The sequence below is a fragment of the Methylobacterium sp. 17Sr1-1 genome, assembly GCF_003173775.1.
Taxonomy (GTDB): domain Bacteria; phylum Pseudomonadota; class Alphaproteobacteria; order Rhizobiales; family Beijerinckiaceae; genus Methylobacterium.
This window is the reverse complement of record NZ_CP029552.1, coordinates 3,021,566-3,043,966: the sequence shown is the minus strand read 5'-3', so window position 1 is coordinate 3,043,966 and position 22,401 is coordinate 3,021,566. Positions and strand designations below refer to the sequence as shown.

Sequence of the window (22,401 nt, the reverse complement as noted above, 5' to 3'; positions counted from 1 at the left end):
CAAGGGAAATGGTCTAGAGAGAGGATGACGGGAGCCTGTCTCCCGCGGTCGGCGCAGTCGCGCTCAGCAAGGAAAAGGCGTCCCGGCCCGGCCGGGCTCTGCGCCACGAGGAGTTGTCAGGTGCCGGCCGTACACATCGTGATGATCGAGGATGACGAGGGCCACGCCCGGCTGATCGAGCGGAACATCCGCCGCGCCGGCGTGAACAACGTCATCGAGTCGTTCCGGGACGGGACCTCGGCGCTCGCCGCCCTGTTCGGACCCGACGGCAGCGGCGAGATCAATGCCGGCCGGCCGCTGCTGATCCTCCTCGACCTCAACCTGCCGGACATGACCGGCATCGACATCCTGCAGAAGGTGAAGTCGAACCCGCACCTGAAGCGCTCGCCGGTGGTGATCCTCACCACCACCGACGACCAGCGCGAGATCCAGCGCTGCTACGACCTCGGCTGCAACGTCTACATCACCAAGCCGGTGAACTACGAGGGCTTCGCCAACGCGATCCGCCAGCTCGGCCTGTTCTTCTCGGTGATGCAGGTTCCGGAAAGCGCGTGACCGTGACCGAACCGGTCCGCCTGCTCTACATCGACGACGATCCCGGGCTGGCGCGGCTGGTCACCCGCACGCTGGCGGGCCGCGGCTGCGAGGTGGTGCACGCCTCCGACGGCGAGGCCGGCCTCGCGCTGATCGCGAGGGAGCGCTTCGACGTGGTCGCCCTCGATCACCACATGCCGCTGGAGACCGGCCTCGACATCCTGCCGCGCATCCGCGCGCTGCCCGAGGCGCCGCCGGTGATCTACGTCACCGGCTCGGAGGACAGCCGCGTCGCCGTGGCGGCGCTGAAGGCCGGCGCCGTCGACTACGTCTGGAAGGACCTCCAGGGCCATTTTCGCGAACTGCTCGCCGAGGCGGTGGCGACCGCGGTGCTCCGGGACCGCACCCGGCGCGAGAAGGAGCGCGCCGAGGCCGAGGTGCGCGAGGCCCGCGACCGGGCCGAGCTCCTGCTGCGCGAGGTCAACCACCGGGTGGCCAACAGCCTCGCCCTGGTGGCGGCGCTCGTGCGGATGCAGGCCAACACCGTCACCGACGCCTCCGCCCGCGCGGCGCTGGAGGAGACCCAGACCCGCATCACCGCGATCGCCGGCATCCACCGGCGCCTCTACACCTCCGACGACGTGCGGGTGGTGGCGGTCGACGCCTATCTGGCGACCCTGGTCGAGGACCTCGACGGGGCGATGAACGCCACCGGCCAGCGCCACCGCATCCTCCTCGACGCCGAGCCGGTCGAGGTCGCGACCGACAAGGCGGTCTCCCTCGGGGTGATCGTCACCGAGCTCGTCACCAACGCCTACAAGTACGCCTATCCCGAGGGCGTCACCGGCGAGATCCGCATCACCGCGCGCCGCGACGGCGCCAGCTTGCGCCTCACGGTCGCCGATGACGGCGTCGGCTGGCAGGGCAGCGGCATCCCGCGCGGCACCGGGCTCGGCTCGCGCATCGTGCGCGCCATGGCGTCGAACCTGCGGGCGCAGATCGATTACGCCCAGGCCGAGAGGGGCACGGCGGCGAGCATCGACATCGCGCTGTGACGGTTCGGCGGCTCCGCAGCACCGGTTTCACCCGATCCGCTTAACCCCCCCGCAAGCCCGGCCCGCTACACGAGGAATCTCGCGCGGCGAAGGAGCAGCGGGATGGCGGCTGGGGCTTCGATCGGCGACGCGGAGGCGGGCGGGAGCGCCGGCACCGCCCTCGCGGTGTTCGGCGTGCGGATCGCGGCTGCCGCCTGCGCCTTCGTGGCCCAGGTGCTGATGGCCCGGCTGATGGGGGCCGAGGAATACGGGATCTTCGCCACGATCTGGGTCTGGACCGCTCTGCTCGGCCATGCCTCGACCTGGGGCCTGTCGCAGGCCGCCTGCCGCTTCCTGCCGACCTACCGGGCGCAAGGGGCGGCCGGGCCGGAGCGCGGCTTCCTGGCCTTCGGGGCGGTGTTCTCGCTTGCCGCGGCCTCCGTCCTCGCGGGGTGTGGCGCGGCCCTGCTCTGGCTCGTCCCCGGCCTCGTCTCCGGTGACTATGCCGGCGCGCTCCTCGTGGCGGCCCTCGTGCTGCCGCTCTTCGCGCTGCAGGATTTCTGCGAGGGGGTGGCCCGCGGCCGCAACTGGACGCTGCTCGCGGTCGTGCCGCCCTATCTCCTGCGCCAGGGCCTGATCATGGCGCTGATGCTGGCGGCGGTTGGGTTCGGCGCGCCGGCCGAGGCCGGGATCGCCGTCGCCTGCACCCTCGCCGCCACCGCCCTGTCGCTCGCGTGGCAGGCTGCGATCCTGCTGCGGCGCCTGCGGGTCGCGCGGCCCGCCGCCCGCGCCCTCTATCCCTGGCGCGACTGGCTGCGGGCGGCCCTGCCGATGGCGCTGATCGACCTCGCCGGTTCTGGGTTCAACTTCGTCGACGTGCTGGTCCTCGGCTTCCTCTTGCCGCCGGCGGAGGTCGGGGCCTACTTCGCCGCGACGCGGCTGCTGCAATTCGTCGTCTTCGTCCAGTACGCCGCCTCCTCGGTCACCACGCAACGCTTCGCCGCGGCGCAGGCGCGGGGCGACCGGTCCGGGCTCGAGACCCTGGTCCGGCGCTGGTCGCGGCTGACGCTGCTCGCCACCCTGGCGACCGGGCTTGCCGTCGTGGCGGCGGGGCCGCTGCTGCTCGGCCTGTTCGGGCCGCACTTCCGCGAGGCCCTGCCGCTCCTCGCCCTCCTCGTCGCCGGCCACGGGCTCGCCGCCGCCTGCGGGCCGGCGGAAGACCTCCTGACCATGCTGGGGGCCGAGCGCGCCTGCGCCGCCGTCACGGTCGCGCTCCTCGCCGCGGCGGTCCTCCTCACCCTGGCGCTGGTGCCGCCGCTGGGCCTCGCCGGCGCGGCGCTGGCCGCCGCCCTCGTGACCGCCGGGCGGGGCATCGTCCTGGCTGTCCTCGCCCGTCGCCGCCTCGGTCTCCTCACGCCGGCCTTCGCCCGATGAACGCGCACGCGGTTCCGTTCCCGACGCTCGCCGCCGCTCCGGCCTGCGAGGTCACGAATCTGGCAGCCTTGAGCCGCGAGCCGACGGCCTGGGACGCCCTCGTCGCCCGCGCCGCCGGACCGACGCCCGATTATTCGCGCCGCGTGCTGGAGGCGCATCGCGACCACGGCCTGGCCCCGGCGGACCTGCCCTGCCTCACGGTGCGCGCCGGCCCGGACCTGCTGGCGCTGCTGCCCTACCGGATCGGGCGCGGGCCCCTCGGCCTCGGCCGGGTCGCCCGGCCCTTCGCCTCGCCCTACCTCACCGTGACCGCACCCCTGGTGGTCTCAGGATCCGAGGGCGCTCCGGCCCTGGATTCCCTCGTCGCCGGCATGCGCGCCCTCGGGCTGGCCTGGTGGTGGCCGCTCCTGCCGGCGGACGCGGCCCTTCTCGCCGCCCTCGCCCGCCACGGCTGGCGCCGCGCCGAGGTCTCGGGCTTCTCGCGCCCGGTGCTCGACCGGCGCGCGAGCCACGACGCCTTCCTGAAGGAGCATCCCCACAAGGGACGGCTCAAGGACCTGCGCCGCCGGCGCCGGCGCCTCGACGAGGCCGGGAGCGTCACCCTCGAGGCGGTCGGGCCGGACGGCGATCTCGCCGCCGCGGTCGCGGCCTTCCTCGACCTGGAACGGCGCGGCTGGAAGGGGAGGGCCGGCACCGCACTCGCCTGCCGGGAGGAGACCGCGGGCTTCGCCCGGGACCTCTTCCGGGCGGGCGTCGGGCCGGTGACGGCGCGGGCGGACCTCCTGCGCCTCGACGGGCGGGTGGTTGCCGCGAGCCTCGCGCTGGTCTGCGGCGGCACCGCGACCCTGCTCAAGACCGCCTACGACGAGGATCTGCGCGCCCTCGCCCCGGGCGTGCTGCTCGAGTCCGAGATCGTGCGGGCCCTGCACGAGACCCGTTTCGCCGATCGGCTCGATTCGGCGACGCTGGCGAGCGCGGTGCTCGACGACCTCTACCCCGAGCGCACCCGCATCGCCGAGATCGTGGTCGCGCCGCCGGGCGGGCCGTCGACGGAGCGGATCGCCGCCCGGGCCCGCCGGCAGCACGCCGCGAAGGAATGGCTCAAGGCGCAGGCCGCCCGCCTTCGCGGCCGCTGACCTCTGCCTCCCGCTCCGCCTCCCGCCAGCCGACCCGGGCCTCCGGCCGCGCGTCGGTCTTGGCGAAGTAGGGCTTGATGTCGAGGAGCGGCGTGCCGTCGAGGCAGTCGAGCCCGCGGACCCGCACCGTGCCGCCCTCGATGCCGAGCATCTCCACCACCGAGACGGCGATCGGGTTGGGCCGGGCCGGCGAGCGCAGCGCGAAGGTGCCGCGGGGCTCCGGCGCGTGCCGGGGCTGCTGCGCGACCAGGTTCCGCGGCGCCCGGTCCATCCAGTAGAGCACGATCAGGTGGGTGGTGCGCTCGAGGCTCCGCAGGCCCGGGACGAAGCGGGGATCGACCTCCAGGGTGCAGACCGCGTCCGACTGCGCCGAATTGCGCGGGCACTCCGCCCGTGCGGTCCAGGGCGTGCGCACCCGGCCGACGAAGTAGAGCCCGGCATCGAACGCCGCCGGCAGGTCGACCGTCTCCTCGCCCGGCCGCGGGCCGAAATCCGCTTGCGTCATCTGTCGTCCTGTCATCGGGGCGGGATCCGGGTCGCCCCGCCGCTCCGCCCGGTATAGGCTGGGCCTACGCGCATCAGGGAGACCGATCGACCGTGTTCGCCGACGAGCTGAGACCGATGGAGACGGTGGCCGATCCCGAGACGGCGGTCGACCGGCTGGCGGCGCTCCACGCCGCCGCCACCGGGAGCCTGCGGGACGCGCTGACCCGCTTCCTCGCGGACGGCGTGCCCCCCGACGCCGCCGAGCGGCTGACCTTCCGCTACCCCGAGCTGCGCCTGACCTACCGCCCGACCGGGCCGATGCCGCGGATCACCCGCGCCACCGCGAAGTTCCAGGGCCCGGGCGCCTATGCCACCACGCTGACCCAGCCGGCGCATTTCCGCGCCTACCTGCTCGAGCAGCTGCGCCCCCTGGTGCAGGATTACGGCGCCACGATCGAGGTCGGCCTGAGCGCCCAGGAGATCCCGTACCCTTACGTGGTCGAGCCGGGCGCCGAGCTCGCCCGCGGCGTCACCTCGAGCGACCTCGCGCGCTACTTCCCGACCCCGATGCTGTCCAGCGTCGGCGACGAGATCGCCGACGGCCTGTGGCTGGAGGCCGGCGACGAGCCGCGGCCGCTCGCCCTGTTCGACGGGCCACGGGTCGATTACTCGCTGCGCCGCCTCGTGCACTACACCGGGGCGGACTGGCGCCAGATCCAGCCCTGGATCCTGCTCACCAACTACCACCGCTACGTCGACCAGTTCGTGCGGGTCGGCCTGAAGGCGCTCGCCGCCGAGCCCGAGCGCTATGCCCGCCTGGTCCTGCCCGGCGGCGTCGCGGTCGAGGCCGGGGAGGCCGCCGGCGCCGAGGCCGACGCGCTGATCGCCGCCTCGCCCTGGCACCGGTTCCAGATGCCGGCCTACCACCTCGTCGCCCGGGACGGCCAGGGAACGAGCCTCGTCAATATCGGCGTCGGTCCCTCCAACGCCAAGACGATCACCGATCACCTGGCGGTCCTGCGGCCGCATTGCTGGCTGATGGTCGGCCATTGCGGGGGCCTGCGCCAGTCGCAGACCATCGGCGACTACGTGCTCGCCCACGGGTACCTGCGCCGCGACCGGATCCTCGACGAGCTGGTGCCGCCCGACGTGCCGATCCCGGCGCTCGCCGAGGTGCAGGTGGCGCTGCAGGAGGCCGCCGCCAGCGTCACCGGCGAGCGGGCCGAGGCGCTGAAGCAGCGCCTGCGCACCGGCACGGTCGTCACCTACGACGACCGCAACTGGGAGCTGCGCTGGTCGCAGGAGCGGCGGCGGATCAACCTGTCGCGGGCGATCGGCGTCGACATGGAGAGCGGCACCATCGCGGCGCAGGGCTACCGTCTCCGGGTGCCCTACGGCACGCTGCTCTGCGTCTCCGACAAGCCGCTGCACGGCGAGATCAAGCTGCCGGGTGCCGCCAACGCCTTCTACGAGCGGGCGGTGGGCGAGCATCTGCTGATCGGCCTTGCGACCCTCGATTCCCTGCGGCGCAACCGCCACGGCCTGCACTCGCGCAAGCTGCGCAGCTTCGACGAGCCGCCGTTCCGGTAAGTCGATGCCGCTGCCGATCTCGAACAGCCGTCACGTCGCCGTGGCGGACGGCCCCGGATCGCGCGTCGTCGCGGTCGCCGACCTCGCCGCGTCGCTCGGGGTCGACGCGCTGATCCGCCTGCACGAGGAGGATTTTTCGGGTCTGGCCCGGGTCGGCTGCGACCTCGTCCACTTCAACCTGGAGCGCACGATCAACCGCGCCGGCCTGCGCTACGCCCTGCTGCCGATCCGGCAGGCCGGCCGGCGCCGGCCGGGCGGGGCCGAGGAACTGCCGGTCCTCGACCCGACCCGGTTCCGCACCGGCCTGTGCGTGGCGGTGCGCCAGGGCGTGCCGGTGGAGGCGGTGCCGCCGGCACTGTTTCGCGCCTCGCTGCCGGCGATCCGCGACGCCGACGCCCTGGCGGCGGCCCTGGTGCGCCGCTACGCCGGCCTGTTTCCCGACCTCGCCCCGGCCGACCTCGTGGCGCGGGGCTGCGCGATCACGCGGCTGCGGCTCGCAGAGGACTGAGCGGTCTCGTGCGTTCCCGGGGGCGAGCCGGTGCGGGCTTCCTCTGGGGCATGCGCCGGCCGCGGCAGGACGAGACTTCGGTCCTGCCCAAGCGTCCATCGGTCCCGACGATCGAAGATCGGCCCCCGCTGACCCAACCTAACCGGTGCAATTCTGTGCGGTTCGCGCCGGAGCGGCCGAATCCCCCGATGTGTTTTACCGCTTCGCAACCGGCTTCCCGCCACGGTGCCGGGAGCCGAGGCTGGACCCGAACCTCTCATGCTGCAGACCGCCGAAACCCTGCTCGCCCTGCACGATGGGCGGCTCATCGGCCTGTCGCTGCTGATCGGCGTCCTGTCGGCGATCACGATGATCGACCTGTTCCAGCACGCCCGCGCCACCAGCGGCTCGAGCCGGGGGATCTGGATCTCGGCCGCCGGCATCGCCGGCGGGTTCGGGCTGTGGGCGAGCCAGTTCATCGCCCAGGCCTCGATCCGCCCCGCCGCCGAGCTGTTGCGCGGGAGCGAGACCCTGCTGCTCGGCCTCGTCCTCATGGTGCTGCTGGCCGGGGGCGGCCTGCGGGCCGCGGTCTCGGCGCCCCGGCGCATCGCCCGGACCCTCGGCGGGGTCCTGATCGGCCTAGGGCTGGCGGCGGTCGCCGCCGCGGTCTCGGCGAGCCTGCCGGGGGCGGGCGGACCGGCCTGGGTCGCGGGCCTCGCGCTCTCCGCCGCCGCCGGGATGGGGCTGTCCGGCCTCGCCCTGTCGTGCAGCCTGAAGGAGAATCCCGCGAGCCGCGCCGCCGGGGCCCTGTTCCTGTCCTGCGCCGCGCTGCTGCCGCACGCCGTCGGCCTCGTGGCGGCCGGCGGCGGGCTCCGCCCGGCCGTCCTCGACGGCGAGTACGCCGCCTCGCTCGGCTTCGCCAGCCTGACGCTGCTCGTCCTCGTCTTCCTCGGCCAGACCCTCGACGGCCGGGTGCGGCGTCGGCGCGAATCGCAGGACCTGATGAGCAGCCTCGCCGACGCCGCGGTCGAGGGCATCGCGATCTGCGAGGGCGGGCGCATCGTCACCGTCAATTCCAGCCTCGCCGAGCTGATCGGCCGGGCGCCGGCGGCTTTGATCGGCCGGCCGATCGGCGACATCCTGCCCGCTGCGGTGGTCGCGCGGCTCGATGCCGGTCCGGACGGCCAGGTGGTCGAGGCCGAGCTCGTCGGCGCGGAGGGCGAGCCCCTGCCGGTCGACGTGATCCGCCGGCCGCTCGGCAACCGGCCCTGCCGGGCGATCGCCGTGCGCGACCTGCGGGCGCGGCGCCAGGCCGAGCGCGACATCCAGTTCCTGGCCCACCACGACACCCTGACCGGCCTGCCGAACCGCGCGACCTTCCGCGCCCGCCTCGACGAGGAGATCGTCCGGGCGCGGGCCGGCGGCCGGCTGGTGGCGGTGCTCTGCCTCGACCTCGACCGGTTCAAGGACGTCAACGACCTCTACGGTCACGCCATGGGCGACGGGCTGCTCCAGGCCCTGGCGCGGTGGGTCGCGCCGGTGCTCGGGCCGCGGCAGTTGATGGCGCGCCTCGGCGGCGACGAGTTCGCGATCCTCCTGCCCGACGTCGAGCGGGACGAGGCCGGCCGGATCGCCGAGGAGGTGCTGCGGGTGATCCGCGAGGGCAACCAACGGGCGGGGAGCGGCCCGATCCTGGCGACCAGCATCGGTATCGCCCTCTGCCCGACCGACGCGGAGGACGGGCAGACCCTGCTCAACCACGCCGACGCCGCGCTCTACTGCGCCAAGAACCACGGACGGGGCGTGCACCGGTTCTTCGAGCCGGTCCTCGCGGCGCAGATCCGCGACCGGCGCTCGATGGAGCACGACCTGCGCCACGCCGTCGAGCGCGGCGAGTTGCGGATCGTCTACCAGCCGCAGATGGCGATCGACAGCGGCGTCGTGGTCGGGTTCGAGGCGCTCCTGCGCTGGCACCATCCGGAGCGCGGCACCGTCCCGCCCGACCTGTTCATCCCGATCTCGGAGGAGACCGGCAGCATCCTCGGCATCGGCGAGTGGGTCCTGCGCGAGACCTGCCGCGAGGCCGCGTCGTGGACGAAGCCCCTGCGCATCGCCGTCAACGTCTCGGCGGTGCAGCTCCACGCTCCCGGCTTCTCGGAGCTGGTGCACGAGGTGCTGTTCACCACCGGGCTGGCTCCCGCCCGCCTCGAACTCGAGATCACCGAGACCGCGCTCGTGCGCGACCCGGTCCGGGCGCTGTCCGCGCTCCGGCGGGTCAAGGCGATGGGGGTGCGGATCGCGATGGACGATTTCGGCACCGGCTACTCGTCGCTGTCGAACCTGCGCGCCTTCCCGTTCGACAAGATCAAGATCGACCGGTCGTTCATCCGCGCCGTCGACGTCAACCGGGAGACCGCCGCGATCATGCGGGCGGTGCTGGGCTTAGGGAGAGGCCTCGGGCTGCCGGTCCTCGCCGAGGGAGTCGAGACCTCGGCCGAGCTGGCCTTCCTCGGCGCCGAGAACTGCCACGAGGCGCAAGGCTATCTCCTCGGCCGCCCCGGCCCGATCGAGCAGTTCGCCGAGCACACCTTCGTGGAGCACGCCTCCTCCGAGAAGACCGGCGAGGCGCCCGGCGCCGAGACCGCGGCGGCCTGAAGCCCGCGTCGCCGCTCAGTCGACCCGCCGCAGCCCTTGCGCGAAGCGCTTGGCGTTGGCGACGTAGCGCTCGGCCGAGGCGCGCAAGCCCGCCACCGCCGTCTCGTCGAGCACCCGCACCGCCTTGGCGGGGGCGCCCACGATCAGGCTGTTGTCGGGAAATTCCTTGCCCTCGGTGACGAGCGCGTTGGCGCCGACGAGGCAGTTGCGGCCGATCTTCGCCCCGTTGAGGATCGTCGCGCCCATCCCGATCAGCGTGTCGTCGCCGATCGTGCAGCCATGCACGATGGCGCCGTGGCCGACCGTGATCCCCGAGCCGAGGGTGAGCGGGAAGCCCGCATCGGTGTGGAGCACCGCGCCCTCCTGGATGTTGGTGCGGTCGCCGACCGTGATCGGCTCGTTGTCGCCGCGGATGACCGCGCCGAACCACACCCCGACCTCGCGGCCGAGCCGCACGCGGCCGATGACGTGCGCGTCGGGGGCGATCCAGGCGCTGCCGTCGTCCGGCACGACCGGGCTGACAGTGTCGAGGGCGTAGAGCGGCATCGCGGGATCCTCCTGTGGTTGAGGCTTCCTTTCGCATGCCGGACGGGCGCCGTCAGCCCGATCACCCCCTTATCCTCCCATCGCCCAATCCTCCCATGGCCCACGGCATCGGCGCCGCGGCGCCGGCCCGGGAGGCGATCACCTGGTGGCCGGTGCCGTCGCCGGCGCTCTGGATCGCCAGCGCCACCTCGGTCAGGTGCAGCGCGAGGTCGGCGTCGAGGCGGCTCGCGCGGCCTTCCGCCTTCGCCGCCAGCATCTCCTGCGGCCCGAGGGCGAAGTTCATCGCCGTCGCGCCCTTCCGCCCGACCTTGGCGTGGGTGGGTCGTCCGGGGCGCAGGCGGCGGGTGAGGGGAGAGTCGATCAGGCGGCGGCGCACCACGTGCCGGCGCCGCACCCGCACGGCGGCGTCGTTCGACCAGCACTCGCCCACCTCCAGGATGCCGTCGTCGCCGAAGATCCGCAGCGAGTGGTCGTGCGGCGCCACCACCGAGCAGGTCAGGCGGGCGACCACCCCGCTCTCGAAGAACAGCGAGGCGCAGGCATAGGTGGGCGCCGCCGCCGCCCCCTCCGCGAGGGTCAGGCCAAGCACCTCGGCGGAGGCCGCCGAGACCCGGGTCACCGAGCCGAACATCGCGATCAGCCAGGTCAGGTAGTAGCCGGCATGCTGGAGGGCGCAGCCCACCGCCAGCTCGTCCTGCACCGGCCAGGGCGCGCCGGATTCGCTGCGCCAGGTCTCGTGCGGCGCGCGGATCAGGAAGCCGTCGTCGATCTCGGCATAGACCAGCCGCGGCGTGCCGATGACGCGCTCGCGCAGGGCCTTCCAGAGGATCTGGGCGCTCTCGCCCAGCGCGCTGCACGGCGCCGAGGCGAGCATCACGCCCCGCTCGGTCGCGACCCGGTGCAGGTGGCGGGCGTCGTCGAGCCGGGTGGCGAGGGGCTTCTCCGAGTAGACCGGCAGCCCGGCCTCCAGGCAGGCCAGGCTGACGGCGTAGTGCGAGCCCGGATTGGTCAGGTTGAGGATCAGGTCTGGCCGCCGGCCGATCAGGTCGTCGAGGCTCGTGGCGGCCGGGACGCGCCAGTACTTGCGGAAGGCGTGCAGCCGGTCGAGGTCGATGTCCCAGGCCCCGGCCACCGTCACCTCCGGCAGCGTCGCCAGGGAGCGCATGTAGTAATCGGCCACGAATCCCGTGCCGACGATGCCGATGCTCGCCACCTGATGTGCTCCCCGATCGCATGTTGCGCCGCGAAGGCTAGACCAGGGTGCGGCAAATCGAACGAGCGCAAAGGGCCGAGGAGCGGCCCGCACTCCAGGGGAGGAGTAAGTCGCCCCCTACCGCTTTCGGAGCGATCGCGACGGGCCACCCGGATGGGATTAAACAGCTGGGGAGTATCTAATCTGACGAATAACTGAGCCTGGGCCGCGAGCGGCAAGTGGAGGCGGCGTCCCGGCTCAGGCCTGCATGACGTAGTTTAAAATCGTTCAAGATTTGATGGCGATGAGACGGCTGTGCCTCAGGGGTCGGCCGGATGCAGGGGGCGTCGGGGGCGATGCTCTAGACCGACCCGACGGTCTTCAGCCGGGCCCGCGGGTGGATCTCGGCCTGGCTCATCACCGGTGTCTCGCGCCGGAAGCGCTCGATGATCGAGCGCACGAAGGGCCGGGCCTGGACCGAGGTGACGAGGACCGGCATCTCGCCCAGCCGCGCCGCCTCCTCGAAGCGGTCACGCACCGTGGTGACGAAGTCGGACAGCTTCGAGGGTTGCATCGCCAGGTGGCGCTCGTCGCCGTGGCCGACGATCGCCTCCATGAAGGCGCTCTCCCAGGCCGGCGACAGGGTGATGATCGGCAGGACGCCGCCCGGGCCCTGGTACTGGGCGCAGATCTGGCGGCCGAGGCGGGCGCGGACGTGCTCGACGATGTCGCGCGGGTTCTTGATGTGGCCGGCGACCTCGGCGATGCCCTCGACGATGGTGCCGAGGTCGCGGATCGAGACCCGCTCGGCGAGCAGGTATTGCAGCACCCGCTGGATGCCCGTGGTGGCGATCTGGCCCGGCACCACCTCCTTGAGGAGCTCGCCGTGCTCCTTCGGCAGTTCCTTCAGGAGCTTGTGCACCTCGACGTGGTTGAGGAGGTCGGCGACGTGGGCCTTGATCACTTCCGTGAGGTGGGTCGAGACCACGGTCGCGGCGTCGACCACGGTGTAGCCCTTGAGCTGGGCCTCGTCGCGCAGGGCCGCGTCGATCCAGGTCGCCGGCAGGCCGAAGGTCGGCTCCATCAGGTGCTGGCCCGGCAGCTGCACCTGGCCGCCCATCGGGTCCATCGCCATGAACTGGCCCGGGAAGACCTGGCCCTGGCCGGCCTCGATCTCCTTGACCCGCACCACGTAGGTGTTGGCGTCGAGCTGGACGTTGTCGAGGATGCGCACCGAGGGCATCACGAAGCCGAGCTCGGCGGCGAGTTGCCGGCGCAGGGCCCGGATCTGGTCGGTGAGCCGGTCCTGGCCCTCCGGCCCGTTGACGAGGGCGAGGAGCGCGTAGCCCATCTCGAGCTTCAGGTCGTCGAGCTTGAGGAGGTCGGCCGCGGTCTCCTCCTTCGCCGGTGCCCCGGGCCCGGCCACGGCGCCGTCGGCGCCGGGCGCGCCCCCGGTCGCCTCGTCCTCGGCGGGCTTCGGCAGGAGCGCGATGCGGCGGGCGAGGTAGGCGGCGCCGAGCCCCAGCGTCAGGAAGGGCAGCATCGGGATGCCGGGCAGGAAGCCGATCAGCAGCATCACGCCGGCCGACATGCCGAGCGCCTTCGGGTAGTTGGCGATCTGGCGCCCGAGCGCCCGGCCGGCGGCGCCGCGCACGCCGGCCTTGGAGACGAGCAGGCCCGCGGCTGTCGAGACGATCAGCGCCGGGACCTGGCTGACGAGGCCGTCGCCGACGGTGAGCAGGGTGTAGGTCTTGCCCGCATCCGAGAAGGTCATGCCCTGCTGGGCGACGCCGATGATGATGCCGCCGACCACGTTGATGAAGGTGATGAGGAGCGCCGCGATCGCGTCGCCGCGCACGAATTTCGAGGCACCGTCCATGGCGCCGAAGAACGAGGATTCGTCCTCCAGCGACTGGCGCCGGGTCCGGGCGGTCTTCTCGTCGATCAGCCCGGCCGAGAGGTCGGCGTCGATCGCCATCTGCTTGCCCGGCATCGCGTCGAGGGAGAAGCGGGCCGCCACTTCCGCGATGCGCCCCGAGCCCTTGGTGATGACGACGAAGTTCACGATGATCAGGATCGCGAAGACGATGATCCCGATCAGGAAGTTGCCGCCCATCACGAAGTGCCCGAAGGCCTCGATGACGTGGCCGGCCGCCGCCGTGCCCTCGTGGCCGTGGCCGAGGATCAACCGCGTCGAGGCGAGGTTGAGCGCCAGCCGCAGCATCGTGGTGATGAGCAGCACCGTCGGGAAGACCGTGAATTCGAGCGGGTTCTCGATGAACAGCCCGGTCATCAGGATCAGGACCGACAGGATGATCGAGATCGCGAGCAGGAGGTCGAGCAGCAGGGCCGGCAGCGGGAAGATCAGCACGACCAGGATGGCGAGCACCGAGACTGCGAGCACGAGGTCGCTGCGGCGCGTCAGCGCCATCAGGTCCGCCCGCGTCGGCAGGGCGAAGATGCGGCCAACGCCGATTGCCCCCGTCTCGCTCATCGCCATTCCACCTTCCCGTCGACCCGGCAATAACTGCCGGGTGCATGGTTAGGGAACGGTTAACGACGCCCCCGGCCGCCTGCCGCAGCGATCGGGCCGGCGCCCTGGTGCGCCGCACAATAAGGAATGTTCAGTTTCCGGCGGGAACAATCGTCGCGTTCCATTTTTGTGCGACGCGATACACACGAAAAACAAATGTTCTCTTCTGAACGGTCAAGCTCCGCACGAGCTTCCGCCAAATGCGGAGACCGTATTCGGTTCAACGTTACTCCTGCGGAACCAAGCCGCCCTGCAACGATTGAGAAGGCATCGATCAATCGGACAAGGTTCGAGGAGACCATGCGCAAGACCCTCATCACCCTCGCGGCCCTCGGCATGCTCGGCGCCGGCGCGGCGCAGGCGCAGACCACGGTGACGGGCGACCCGGCCCGCGACGCCAAGCCCAGCACCCACTCGCAGGGCCAGGAGGCGGTGACCCGGCCCAACACCGACATGATGGACAAGAGCAACCCGGGCACGACGGGCACGGTCGCCACCAACGCCAAGCTCGAGCCCGGCGCCAACAGCTTCACCGAAGCCCAGGCCCGCAGCCGCATGGAGCAGGCCGGCTTCAAGGACGTGAAGGACCTCAAGAAGGACGACCAGGGCATCTGGCGCGGCCAGGCCATGCAGTCCGGCAACACCGTGATGGTCGGCCTCGACTTCAAGGGCAACGTCTCGACCGCTCGATAACTGGATTTAGGCCCCGCATTCCCCCGCTCGAAACTTGAGGAGGACGCCCATGGCGACCCGTACCATCTCGGCCCTGTTCGACAGCTACGACGACGCTTCGGCGGCGGTGCGCAAGGTGGAGGCGGCCGGCGTGCCGCATTCCGACATCAGCATCGTGGCCAACAATCAGGGCGACCGCTATTCGGGCCACATCGGAACGCGTGACGCCACCACGACCGGCACCACCACGACCGGCGAGACCGCGCACGACGCCTCGAACGGCGCCGGCGCCGGCGCTTCGCTCGGCACCGTGCTCGGCGGCGGCGCCGGCCTGCTCACCGGCCTCGGCCTGCTCGCCATCCCGGGCGTCGGCCCGGTGGTCGCCGCCGGCTGGCTCGTCGCGACGGTCACCGGCGCCGGCGTCGGCGCGGCGGCGGGCGGCCTGATCGGCTCTCTGACCGGTGCGGGTCTCAGCGAGGAGCACGCCCACACCTACGCCGAAGGCGTACGTCGCGGCGGCACCCTGGTCACCGTGCGGGCGGACGACGCCCATGCGGACCGGGTCGCCAGCATCCTCAAGGAGCACGGCTCGGTCGACATCGACGACCGCACTCGCGGCTGGCGCCAGGAGGGCTGGACCGGCCGTCACGACGAGACCGCTCCCTCGCTGACCAACCCGGCGGCGGTCGCCGGCGGCTCGTCGGCGGTGGGTGCTGCCGGCAGCACCACCACGGGCCTCAACACCGGCGGCATGCCCTTCGCGGCCGGCGCTCCGCCGACCACCCAGTCGGTCGATGCCGGCCTGCCCGGCACCACCCGCGAGCGTCATGTCGGCATCGAGGACGAACTGCCCCCGGTCCGTCAGCCGATGGGCACCGAGCGGCGCTAACGCGACGGCGCTAAGCGCATCGAGTCGGTGTGAACAGGCGGCGGCAGGGGAGACCCTGCCGCCGCTTCCTTTTGCGCGTCGCACCTCCTGAGGCCGCGGTCCCGGGGCCGGATTGTCCGTCGCCTGCCCGGGCGGCGGGTCGAGCACCTCTCGACTGATGCAAACCTTGCGTTCGACTTCGTCGAACCGTGCGCCAGCGCACGCCGCCTCCTTCAATCGGAGGACGCGCGGCGCCGGGTTTTGGCATCTTTATGGCACCCGAGCGGCGCCGCGTGCGCCGGGGGGATGCCGGATGTTCGACGCCGATGCGTGGCCCGCCCTGCTGGGGCCGCTCTTCACCGCCTATGCTCCCGTCCTCGCCTCGCCCGGACCCAACCTGCTGGTGGTGCTGCGGGCGAGCGTCGCGGCGCCCGGGCGCGGCCCGGTCGTCGCCGCCCTGGGCGTCGCCTGCGGGGCCGGCCTGGCGGCGGCCTTGGCTGGCCTCGGCGCCTCGCTGCTGCCGGCGGGGCGCTTCGTCGCCGGGATCGGAACGGCGTTGTTCGTGCTCCTGATGCTGCGCGCCGCCTACCGGCTGGCCAGCGGCCGGGCCGGTCTGCCGGACGACCCGACCCGCTTCGCGCCGGGGCGCGACGTCGGCACCTTCGCCCTCGGGCTCGGGGCGGCGGTGACCAACCCGGTCAGCCTCGCCTTCTTCGCCGGCTTCTTCCTGGCCCATCCCGACCGGGCGGCGGTGCCGCTGGCGGGAGCTGCGGTGTTCTGCATGGCGGCGACGTGGTTCGGCCTTCTCGGCCTCGTGCTGGGGCGGCCGTCCTGCCGGGCGCGCCTCACCCGCGCCGGGCGCCTCGCCCGCCTCGTCCTGGCGGCGCTCCTCGTCGCCTGCGCGGCGCTCGCGGTCCGGCGCGCGCTCCAGGGGTGAGCGCCGGCGCGGTGCACCAGGCTTGAGCGCTGGCGCGATTCTCGAGCCTAGAGCGCTGGCGCGGCCGGGCCGTCCTCTTCTACAGTGTCGGCAACAACGATACCGGGAGGAAGACCTATGCGCTGGATCGCCGTCCTCGTCGCCCTCGCCTGCGCGGCGCCCTGTGCGGCGCCCGTCCGGGCCGAGGAGCCGCTGGCGTTCCGGGTCGATCCGGCTTGGCCGAAGCCGCTGCCGAACAACTGGATCATGGGCCAGGCCGCTGGCGTCGCGGTGGATGCCCAGGACCACGTCTGGGTGATCCAGCGCCCGCGCACGCTCACCGACGACGAGAAGGCCGCGAGCCTCAACCCGCCGCGCACCCGCTGCTGCGTCCCCGCCCCGCCGGTCCTGGTCTTCGACCAGGAGGGCAATCTCATCAAGTCCTGGGGTGGACCGGGCCAGGGCTACGACTGGCCGCAGAACGAGCACGGCATCCACATCGACCACAAGGGCTTCGTCTGGCTCGCCGGAAACGGCGAGCAGGACGGGCAGATCCTGAAATTCACCCGGGACGGCACTTTCGTGATGCAGATCGGCAAGTCCGGCCCGCAGACGAACAGCCGCGACACCACGCGGCTGGGCAAGCCGGCCAACATGCAGGTCGATCCGGAGACGAACGAGCTCTACGTCGCCGACGGCTACTTCAATCACCGGGTGATCGTGTTCGACGCCGAGACCGGGGCGTTCAAGCGGATGTGGGGCGCCTACGGCGAGCCGCCCACCGACGAGGCGCAAGGGACCTACGACCCGGCGGCGCCGTTGCCCCGGCAGTTCCGCAACCCGGTCCACTGCATCCAGGTCGCCCGCGACGGCCTCGTCTACGTGTGCGACCGCACCAACGACCGGGTCCAGGTCTTCCGCTGCGACGGCACCTTCGTGAAGGAATTCCGGGTCGAGCCGCAGACCCGGGCCAACGGCTCGGTCTGGGAACTCGCCCTGTGGCCGGACGAGGCGCAGACCTACCTGATGAACGCCGACGGCGCCAACAACGAGGTCCGCACCCTGCGGCGGGAGGACGGCGCGGTGCTCGGCCGCTTCGGCCGCAACGGCCGGATGGCCGGCGACTTCCACTGGGTGCACAACCTCGCCGTCGATTCCCGCGGCAACGTGTTCACCACCGAGGTCGATACCGGCAAGCGGGCCCAGAAATTCCTGTTCCAGGGCAACATGGTGCTGCGCAAGCGCACGCCGTGAGGGCGCTCACGCCTCGCCGTTCGTCTCCGGCCCGGAGAAATCGGCCGCCCGCTCGGCGAGGTCGTCGAGGTTGCGCCGCAGCTGCTCCAGGCTGAAGGCGAGCCAGAAGATGCGCCCGACGCCGTCGGTGGAGAGGGTCCGGGTCACCTGGCGCCGGCGCATCCCGTCGATGGCCTCGCGATAGCCGCCGATCGCCGCCGCCAGCGCCGCATCGTCGCCGGCCGGGCGGCGCCCGGCGCTCAGCGCCTCGGCGAGGTCGCGCAGGCGCGCGGCCGCCGCCCGGGCGGCCTCGCCCCAGGCCTCCGCCAGATGCACCCGCAGCACGTCCGCATCGGCCTCCGAGATGGCGCGGCGCAGGAGCACGAGGTCGTGGCGCAGGCGCATCAGGGTGCGCAGCAGCGGGTCCGGGTCGGGTGCGGCCGAGAGCCGGCTGCGGCGCTCGCGGGCCGCCTCGCCGGCCAGGGTCTCGAGGCGCGCGAGGCTCCGGCGCACCGTCGGCGGCAGGGCCTTGGCCTCCGGCGTCTCCTCCGCGTCGAGGCGCGCCAGTGCGTCGAGCTGGTCGGCGAGCAGGCGCGCGAGGCGGGCGGCCTGGCCCGTCACGGCGCGCGCAGCCCGGGCCGGCGCGACGAGAAGCGAGACGGCGAGCCCGACGACGCAGCCGAGCCCGATCTCGAGGATCCGGTCGAGGGCGAAGGCGAGGGGGCCGAGCGTCGAGCCGGTGGTGGAGAGCAGCACGATGATCGCGGTGATCGGCGCGATCCGGAATCCCGCCGAGACCGTCGCCGCGAAGGTAAGGGGGGCGACTGCCACGAACAGGGCCGCGAAGGTCGAGGCGCCGCCGTGATGCGGGATCGCGAAGGCCACCGCGCCGCCGTAGCAGGCCCCCAGCACCGAGCCGAGGAACCGGTCGAGCGCCGCCTTGAGCGAGCCGCCGACGCTGCTCTGCGTCACGATGAGCGCGGTGATGACCGCCCAGTAGCCCTGGGGCAGCCCGCAGGCCTCGGCCAGCACGAAGGTCGCGAGGCTCGCCACCGTCATCCGCAGCCCTTGCGTCACGCGCGGCCGCTGGCGGTCGAACCAGCGGCGCAGGTGATCGGAGCGGCTGTCGGGGAGCGAGTCCATGGCCGGGTCAGAGCGGCTGCCGGCCCTCGAGTCAACCGTCGCGGATGGCGTTCACGCGGGATCGTGCCGTCATCCGGGCTTTACCGCACCCCTGCACACTCCCTACGACTGAGAGAGTTAACGGCAAAGCAAGGGTCAGGGCGGTGACGATGCGCGAGATCATGGGAGTTGTGGGCGTTCTGGCCGTCTTGGCGGCTGTGCCGGCGGAGGCACGGTCGTTGTCCGCGATCAAGCAGGACGGCAGCTTGCGGGTCGGGCTGACCGGCGATTACGCGCCCTATTCCCTGCGCCAGCCCGACGGCAGCATCAAGGGTGCCGACGTCGTCATGGCGGGCGAACTCGCCCGGGCGCTCGGCGTCAAGGTCGAGATCGTGCCGACGACCTGGAAGACCCTGAAGGACGACCTGCTCGCCGACCGCTACGACGTCGCCATGGGGGGCGTCAGCGTGACCCCCGACAGGGCGGCGGTGGCCGATTTCTCGGTGCCGGTGCTCACCGACGGCAAGCGTCCGATCGTGCGCTGCGCCGATGCGAACCGCTATGTCACGATCAAGGACATCGACAAGCCGGAGGTCCGGGTCGTGGTCAATCCCGGCGGCACCAACCAGCGCTTCGCCGACGCCAACTTCCCGCACGCCTCGGTGCGGGTGTTTCCGGACAATCGCGCGATCTTCAAGGAGGTGGCCGAGGGCCGCGCCGACCTGATGGTGACGGACGGCGCCGAGGTCGATTACCAGTCGCGGCGCAATCCCGGCGTGCTCTGCCCGGCCGCCGTGCCGGGCACCTTCGACAAGGCCGACAAGGCCTACTGGATGACCCGGGACCCGGCCTTGAAAGCGGCGGTCGACGAGTGGCTGACGAAGACGCTCAAGAGCGGGGCCTACGCCAAGGCGCTGGCGAAGGCGGCGGAGTAGGGGGCGGGTCCTTCTCCATCGAGCATCAAAAACTCCGCGTCATCCCGGGTTCCGCTTCGCGGCCCCGGGATGACGCGGAGGGTGTCAGGGACCGTGATCCGGTCAGCCCCGGATCAGCCCAGGAACCCGATCGAGATCCACGGCACCAGGATCACCACTACGAGCCCGACCAGCAGCGCCGTCATGTAGCCGACGATCGGCTTGATGCCCGCATCCGGATGGATCCGGCTGATCGCGCAGGCGGCGTAGTACCCGACCCCGAAGGGCGGCGCGAACAGGCCGACGCCCATCGCCAGGATCACCACCATCGCGTAGTGCACCTCGTGCACGCCGACCTGCCGCGCGATCGGGAACAGCAGCGGGCCGAACAGCACGATCGCCGGGATGCCCTCCAGCACCGAGCCCAGGATCACGAAGGCCACCGCCGAGACGACCAGGAAGCCGAGCGCCCCGCCGGGCAGGCTCTTCATCATCACCGCCAGGCTCTGCGAGAAGCCCGACTGCGTCAGCGCCCAGGCCATGCCGGTCGCCGCCCCGATGATCAGCAGGATCGCCCCCGAGAGCGAGGCGGTCGAGACCAGCATCGGGTAGACCCGGCGCCAGTCGAACTGGCGGTAGATCAGCAGGCCGGCGAGGATCGCGTAGACGATGCCGATCGTCGAGACCTCTGTGGCGGTCGCCACGCCCTCGACCACCGCGGCGCGGATGACGAAGGGCAGGGCGATGGCCGGGAAGGCGATGACGAAGGCCTTGGCCACCTCGCCCTTGGTGGCGCGCTTGACGTGGCGCAGGTCCTCGCCGCGGTAGCGCCACCAGACGAGGGCGCAGAGCGTGATGCCGAGCACGATGCCGGGCATCAGGCCGCCGGTGAAGAGCGCGGTGATCGACACGCCGGTGACCGACCCGATGGTGATGAGCACCAGCGAGGGCGGGATGGTCTCGGTCTGCGCGCCGGTGGCGGCCAGCAGCGCGACGAGGTCGCCCTCCTTGGCGCCGCGCTTCTTCATCTCGGGAAACAGCACCGGGGCCACCGCCGCCATGTCGGCGGCCTTGGAACCCGAGATCCCTGAGACGAGGTACATCGCGCCGACGAGCACGTAGTGCAGGCCGCCCCGCACGTGGCCGAGCATGCTGGCGAGGAAGCCCACCATGGCCTTGGCCATGCCGGTCATCTCGATGAGCAGGCCGAGGAAGACGAAGAGCGGCACGGCGAGCAGGATGAGGTGGCTCATCCCCTCGTCCATGCGCCCGACCACCACCATGGCGGGGGCCCGGGTGGTGAGCATCAGGTAGCCGAAGGTGGCGAGCCCGAACGCGAAGGCGATCGGCACGCCGGTGAAGACAAGGGCGCCGACGCCGAGCACGAAGAAGATCAGGAGGTTCCAGTTGCCGAGCGTGCGCAGCAGCGGCTCGGCCAGCATCAGCGCGACGATGACGAGGCCGGTGACCGCCACCGCGCCGACCGCGTGGCGCCAGTCGGCGCATTCGATCAGGCGGAGTGCCGCCACCACCAGCATCAGGGCGAAGCCGACCGGGAGCGCGGCGGCGCGCCAGGCATTGGTGATCTCGAGCGCCGGCGTCTGGACGAAGACTTCTTCCGCCGCGAACTCGTAGGCCGGATGCAGCAGCATCAGCACGAAGGCGAGACCGGCGGCGAGCGCCACCGCCTCCAGGAAGGCCTGGGTCTTGATGGACGCCATGCTGACGAGGGCGGTCATCCGCATGTGCTCGGCGCGGCGATAGGCGACGACCGAGCCGAGCATGGCGAGCCAGAGGAACAGGATCGAGGCGAGCTCGTCCGACCACACGATGGGCGAGTGGAAGACGTAGCGGCTGACGACACCGGCGAGCAGCACCACCACCTCGGCCACCACCAGCAGGGCGGCCGGGATCTCGATCAGGGGCCCGAGCGCGGTGTCGAGCGTGCGCGCCCAGGCGCGCTTGGCCGACGCTGCCGGCAAGGCAGGCGTCTCCGTCGCGATGTCGACATGCATCGTGTGCCTCCCTCAGGCCAGCTTGCCGGAGACGGCCTCGAGGTGCTCCCAGGCGGCGTCGCCGTACTTGTTCTTCCAGTCCTTGTAGAATGTCGTGCGGCCGAGCGCATCGCGAAATTTCTGGCGATCGACCTCGACGAAGGAGATTCCCTTGGATCCGAGGTCCTGGCGCAGCGAGGCGCTGAGTTTGACGATGTCGGCGCGCTGGTCGTCGGCCGAGCGGTCGAGCTCGCGGGACACGATGGCGCGCAGGTCCTCGGGCAGGCGCTGCCAGGCCTTCTTGTTGCCGAGGATCCAGTAGCCGTCCCAGACGTGGCCGGTGAGACTGCAGCTCTTCTGCACCTCGTAGAGCCGGGTCGTCGCCGTGATGGCGAGCGGGTTTTCCTGGCCCTCGAAGATCTTGGTCTGCAGCGCCGAGTACAGCTCGTTGAAGTTGAGCGGCGCGGCGCCGGCATCGAGCGCCTTGAACAGCGAGGTCAGCATCGGCGACGGGGGAACGCGGATCTTGAAGCCCTTCAGGTCCTCCGGCGTCTTGATCTCGCGGGTGGAGGAGGTGATGTGGCGGAATCCGTTGTCCCACACCTTCGAGACGGTCTGGATCGGCGTCTTGGCGATCTGCTCGCGGACGTAATTGCCCAGGCCGCCATCCATCGCCTTCCAGACGTCGTCGTACTCCTTGAACGCGAAGCCGGTATTCGGCAGCGCGGCGGCGGCGACGAAGGTCGAGAGGATCGAGGTCGAGAGGTTGAAGAACTCGACGCTGCCGTTGCGCACCTGCGACAGCAGGTCGGTGTCGGAGCCGAGCTGGTTGGCCGGGAACAGCTTGATGTCGAGGCGGCCGTTCGAGGCCTCGCGGATGCGGGTGAGCGCTTCCTGGGCCCGGGTGTTGACCGGGTGGGTCGGGTCCTGGCCGGTGGCGAGCTTGTAGTCGAACTCGGCGGCGCGCACCGGGCGGGTGAACACCGTGGCGAGGGGGAACGCGGCGGCGCCGGCGAGCAGCGTGCGGCGGGAGAGGGCGTGGCTCATGGGGGTTT

General features: G+C 72.0%; 19 protein-coding genes. 12 read left to right on the top strand and 7 right to left on the bottom strand.

Annotation, left to right across the window (positions count from 1 at the left end):
* Nucleotides 1–141 precede the first annotated feature (141 nt).
* From DK412_RS13705 to DK412_RS13690, 4 genes are all read left to right on the top strand, one after another.
* The gene (locus DK412_RS13705) at nucleotides 142–555 is read left to right on the top strand and encodes a response regulator (RefSeq protein WP_048426740.1); all 414 of its coding nucleotides are present in this window, start codon (nucleotides 142–144) and stop codon (nucleotides 553–555) included.
* A complete protein-coding gene (locus tag DK412_RS13700) occupies nucleotides 552–1,589 on the top strand; it encodes a response regulator (protein WP_109972392.1) in 1,038 nt (345 codons plus the stop codon). Before DK412_RS13705 ends, DK412_RS13700 begins: the two co-directional genes overlap by 4 nt.
* A gap of 102 nt (nucleotides 1,590–1,691) precedes the next feature.
* Nucleotides 1,692–3,002, top strand: a complete 1,311-nt coding sequence (locus tag DK412_RS13695) for a lipopolysaccharide biosynthesis protein (protein WP_109972391.1) — start codon at nucleotides 1,692–1,694, stop codon at nucleotides 3,000–3,002.
* Entirely contained in the window at nucleotides 2,999–4,138 is a 1,140-nt protein-coding gene (locus tag DK412_RS13690) for a GNAT family N-acetyltransferase (RefSeq protein WP_109972390.1), read from the top strand. The genes DK412_RS13695 and DK412_RS13690 overlap by 4 nt, the downstream gene beginning before the upstream one ends.
* Here DK412_RS13690 and tsaA read toward each other — a convergent pair.
* Nucleotides 4,104–4,643 carry a tRNA (N6-threonylcarbamoyladenosine(37)-N6)-methyltransferase TrmO gene (gene tsaA, locus DK412_RS13685; protein ID WP_109972389.1) on the bottom strand — a complete coding sequence of 180 codons (540 nt, stop codon included), beginning with the start codon at nucleotides 4,641–4,643 and terminating at the stop codon, nucleotides 4,104–4,106. The genes DK412_RS13690 and tsaA overlap by 35 nt on opposite strands.
* Before the next feature lie 116 nt (nucleotides 4,644–4,759).
* Here tsaA and DK412_RS13680 point away from each other — a divergent pair, with 116 nt between their 5' ends.
* The 3 genes from DK412_RS13680 to DK412_RS13670 all read left to right on the top strand — a co-directional run bounded on the left by DK412_RS13680 (nucleotide 4,760) and on the right by DK412_RS13670 (nucleotide 9,356).
* Nucleotides 4,760–6,214 carry an AMP nucleosidase gene (locus tag DK412_RS13680; RefSeq protein ID WP_210207990.1) on the top strand — a complete coding sequence of 485 codons (1,455 nt, stop codon included), beginning with the start codon at nucleotides 4,760–4,762 and terminating at the stop codon, nucleotides 6,212–6,214.
* 4 nt (nucleotides 6,215–6,218) lie between these two features.
* The gene (locus tag DK412_RS13675; RefSeq protein WP_109972387.1) at nucleotides 6,219–6,722 is read left to right on the top strand and encodes a hypothetical protein; all 504 of its coding nucleotides are present in this window, start codon (nucleotides 6,219–6,221) and stop codon (nucleotides 6,720–6,722) included.
* Between the two features lie 258 nt (nucleotides 6,723–6,980).
* Complete coding sequence (locus DK412_RS13670; protein ID WP_109972386.1) at nucleotides 6,981–9,356, top strand: EAL domain-containing protein; 2,376 nt, start codon at nucleotides 6,981–6,983, stop codon at nucleotides 9,354–9,356.
* A gap of 15 nt (nucleotides 9,357–9,371) precedes the next feature.
* Here DK412_RS13670 and DK412_RS13665 read toward each other — a convergent pair whose 3' ends face one another.
* The 3 genes from DK412_RS13665 to flhA all read right to left on the bottom strand — a co-directional run bounded on the left by DK412_RS13665 (nucleotide 9,372) and on the right by flhA (nucleotide 13,588).
* The gene (locus DK412_RS13665; RefSeq protein ID WP_109972385.1) at nucleotides 9,372–9,902 is read right to left on the bottom strand and encodes a gamma carbonic anhydrase family protein; all 531 of its coding nucleotides are present in this window, start codon (nucleotides 9,900–9,902) and stop codon (nucleotides 9,372–9,374) included.
* Nucleotides 9,903–9,963: 61 nt separating this feature from the next.
* Nucleotides 9,964–11,115 (bottom strand): Gfo/Idh/MocA family oxidoreductase, encoded by a 1,152-nt coding sequence (locus tag DK412_RS13660; protein WP_204165563.1) that lies wholly within the window; start codon nucleotides 11,113–11,115, stop codon nucleotides 9,964–9,966.
* A gap of 340 nt (nucleotides 11,116–11,455) precedes the next feature.
* Nucleotides 11,456–13,588 carry a flagellar biosynthesis protein FlhA gene (gene flhA / locus DK412_RS13655; RefSeq protein WP_109975260.1) on the bottom strand — a complete coding sequence of 711 codons (2,133 nt, stop codon included), beginning with the start codon at nucleotides 13,586–13,588 and terminating at the stop codon, nucleotides 11,456–11,458.
* A gap of 339 nt (nucleotides 13,589–13,927) precedes the next feature.
* Here flhA and DK412_RS13650 point away from each other — a divergent pair, with 339 nt between their 5' ends.
* From DK412_RS13650 to DK412_RS13635, 4 genes are all read left to right on the top strand, one after another.
* On the top strand, nucleotides 13,928–14,320 hold the full coding sequence (locus DK412_RS13650) for a hypothetical protein (protein ID WP_093564282.1): 393 nt from the start codon (nucleotides 13,928–13,930) through the stop codon (nucleotides 14,318–14,320).
* Between the two features lie 49 nt (nucleotides 14,321–14,369).
* Nucleotides 14,370–15,188 carry a hypothetical protein gene (locus DK412_RS13645; RefSeq protein ID WP_109972384.1) on the top strand — a complete coding sequence of 273 codons (819 nt, stop codon included), beginning with the start codon at nucleotides 14,370–14,372 and terminating at the stop codon, nucleotides 15,186–15,188.
* A gap of 292 nt (nucleotides 15,189–15,480) precedes the next feature.
* Nucleotides 15,481–16,104, top strand: coding sequence for a LysE family transporter (locus DK412_RS13640; RefSeq protein ID WP_162596198.1), 624 nt, complete (start codon nucleotides 15,481–15,483; stop codon nucleotides 16,102–16,104).
* Between the two features lie 117 nt (nucleotides 16,105–16,221).
* A complete protein-coding gene (locus tag DK412_RS13635) occupies nucleotides 16,222–17,337 on the top strand; it encodes a hypothetical protein (RefSeq protein WP_109972382.1) in 1,116 nt (371 codons plus the stop codon).
* A 6-nt stretch (nucleotides 17,338–17,343) separates the two neighbouring features.
* Here DK412_RS13635 and DK412_RS13630 read toward each other — a convergent pair whose 3' ends face one another.
* Complete coding sequence (locus tag DK412_RS13630; protein ID WP_109972381.1) at nucleotides 17,344–18,459, bottom strand: FUSC family protein; 1,116 nt, start codon at nucleotides 18,457–18,459, stop codon at nucleotides 17,344–17,346.
* 218 nt (nucleotides 18,460–18,677) lie between these two features.
* Between DK412_RS13630 and DK412_RS13625 the strand changes: the two genes are divergently transcribed.
* Entirely contained in the window at nucleotides 18,678–19,373 is a 696-nt protein-coding gene (locus DK412_RS13625; protein WP_245447642.1) for a transporter substrate-binding domain-containing protein, read from the top strand.
* Nucleotides 19,374–19,486: 113 nt separating this feature from the next.
* Here DK412_RS13625 and DK412_RS13620 read toward each other — a convergent pair whose 3' ends face one another.
* On the bottom strand, nucleotides 19,487–21,367 hold the full coding sequence (locus DK412_RS13620; protein WP_109972380.1) for a TRAP transporter large permease subunit: 1,881 nt from the start codon (nucleotides 21,365–21,367) through the stop codon (nucleotides 19,487–19,489).
* 12 nt (nucleotides 21,368–21,379) lie between these two features.
* Nucleotides 21,380–22,393, bottom strand: coding sequence for a TRAP transporter substrate-binding protein (locus tag DK412_RS13615; RefSeq protein ID WP_109972379.1), 1,014 nt, complete (start codon nucleotides 22,391–22,393; stop codon nucleotides 21,380–21,382).
* Between the last annotated feature and the right edge of the window lie 8 nt (nucleotides 22,394–22,401).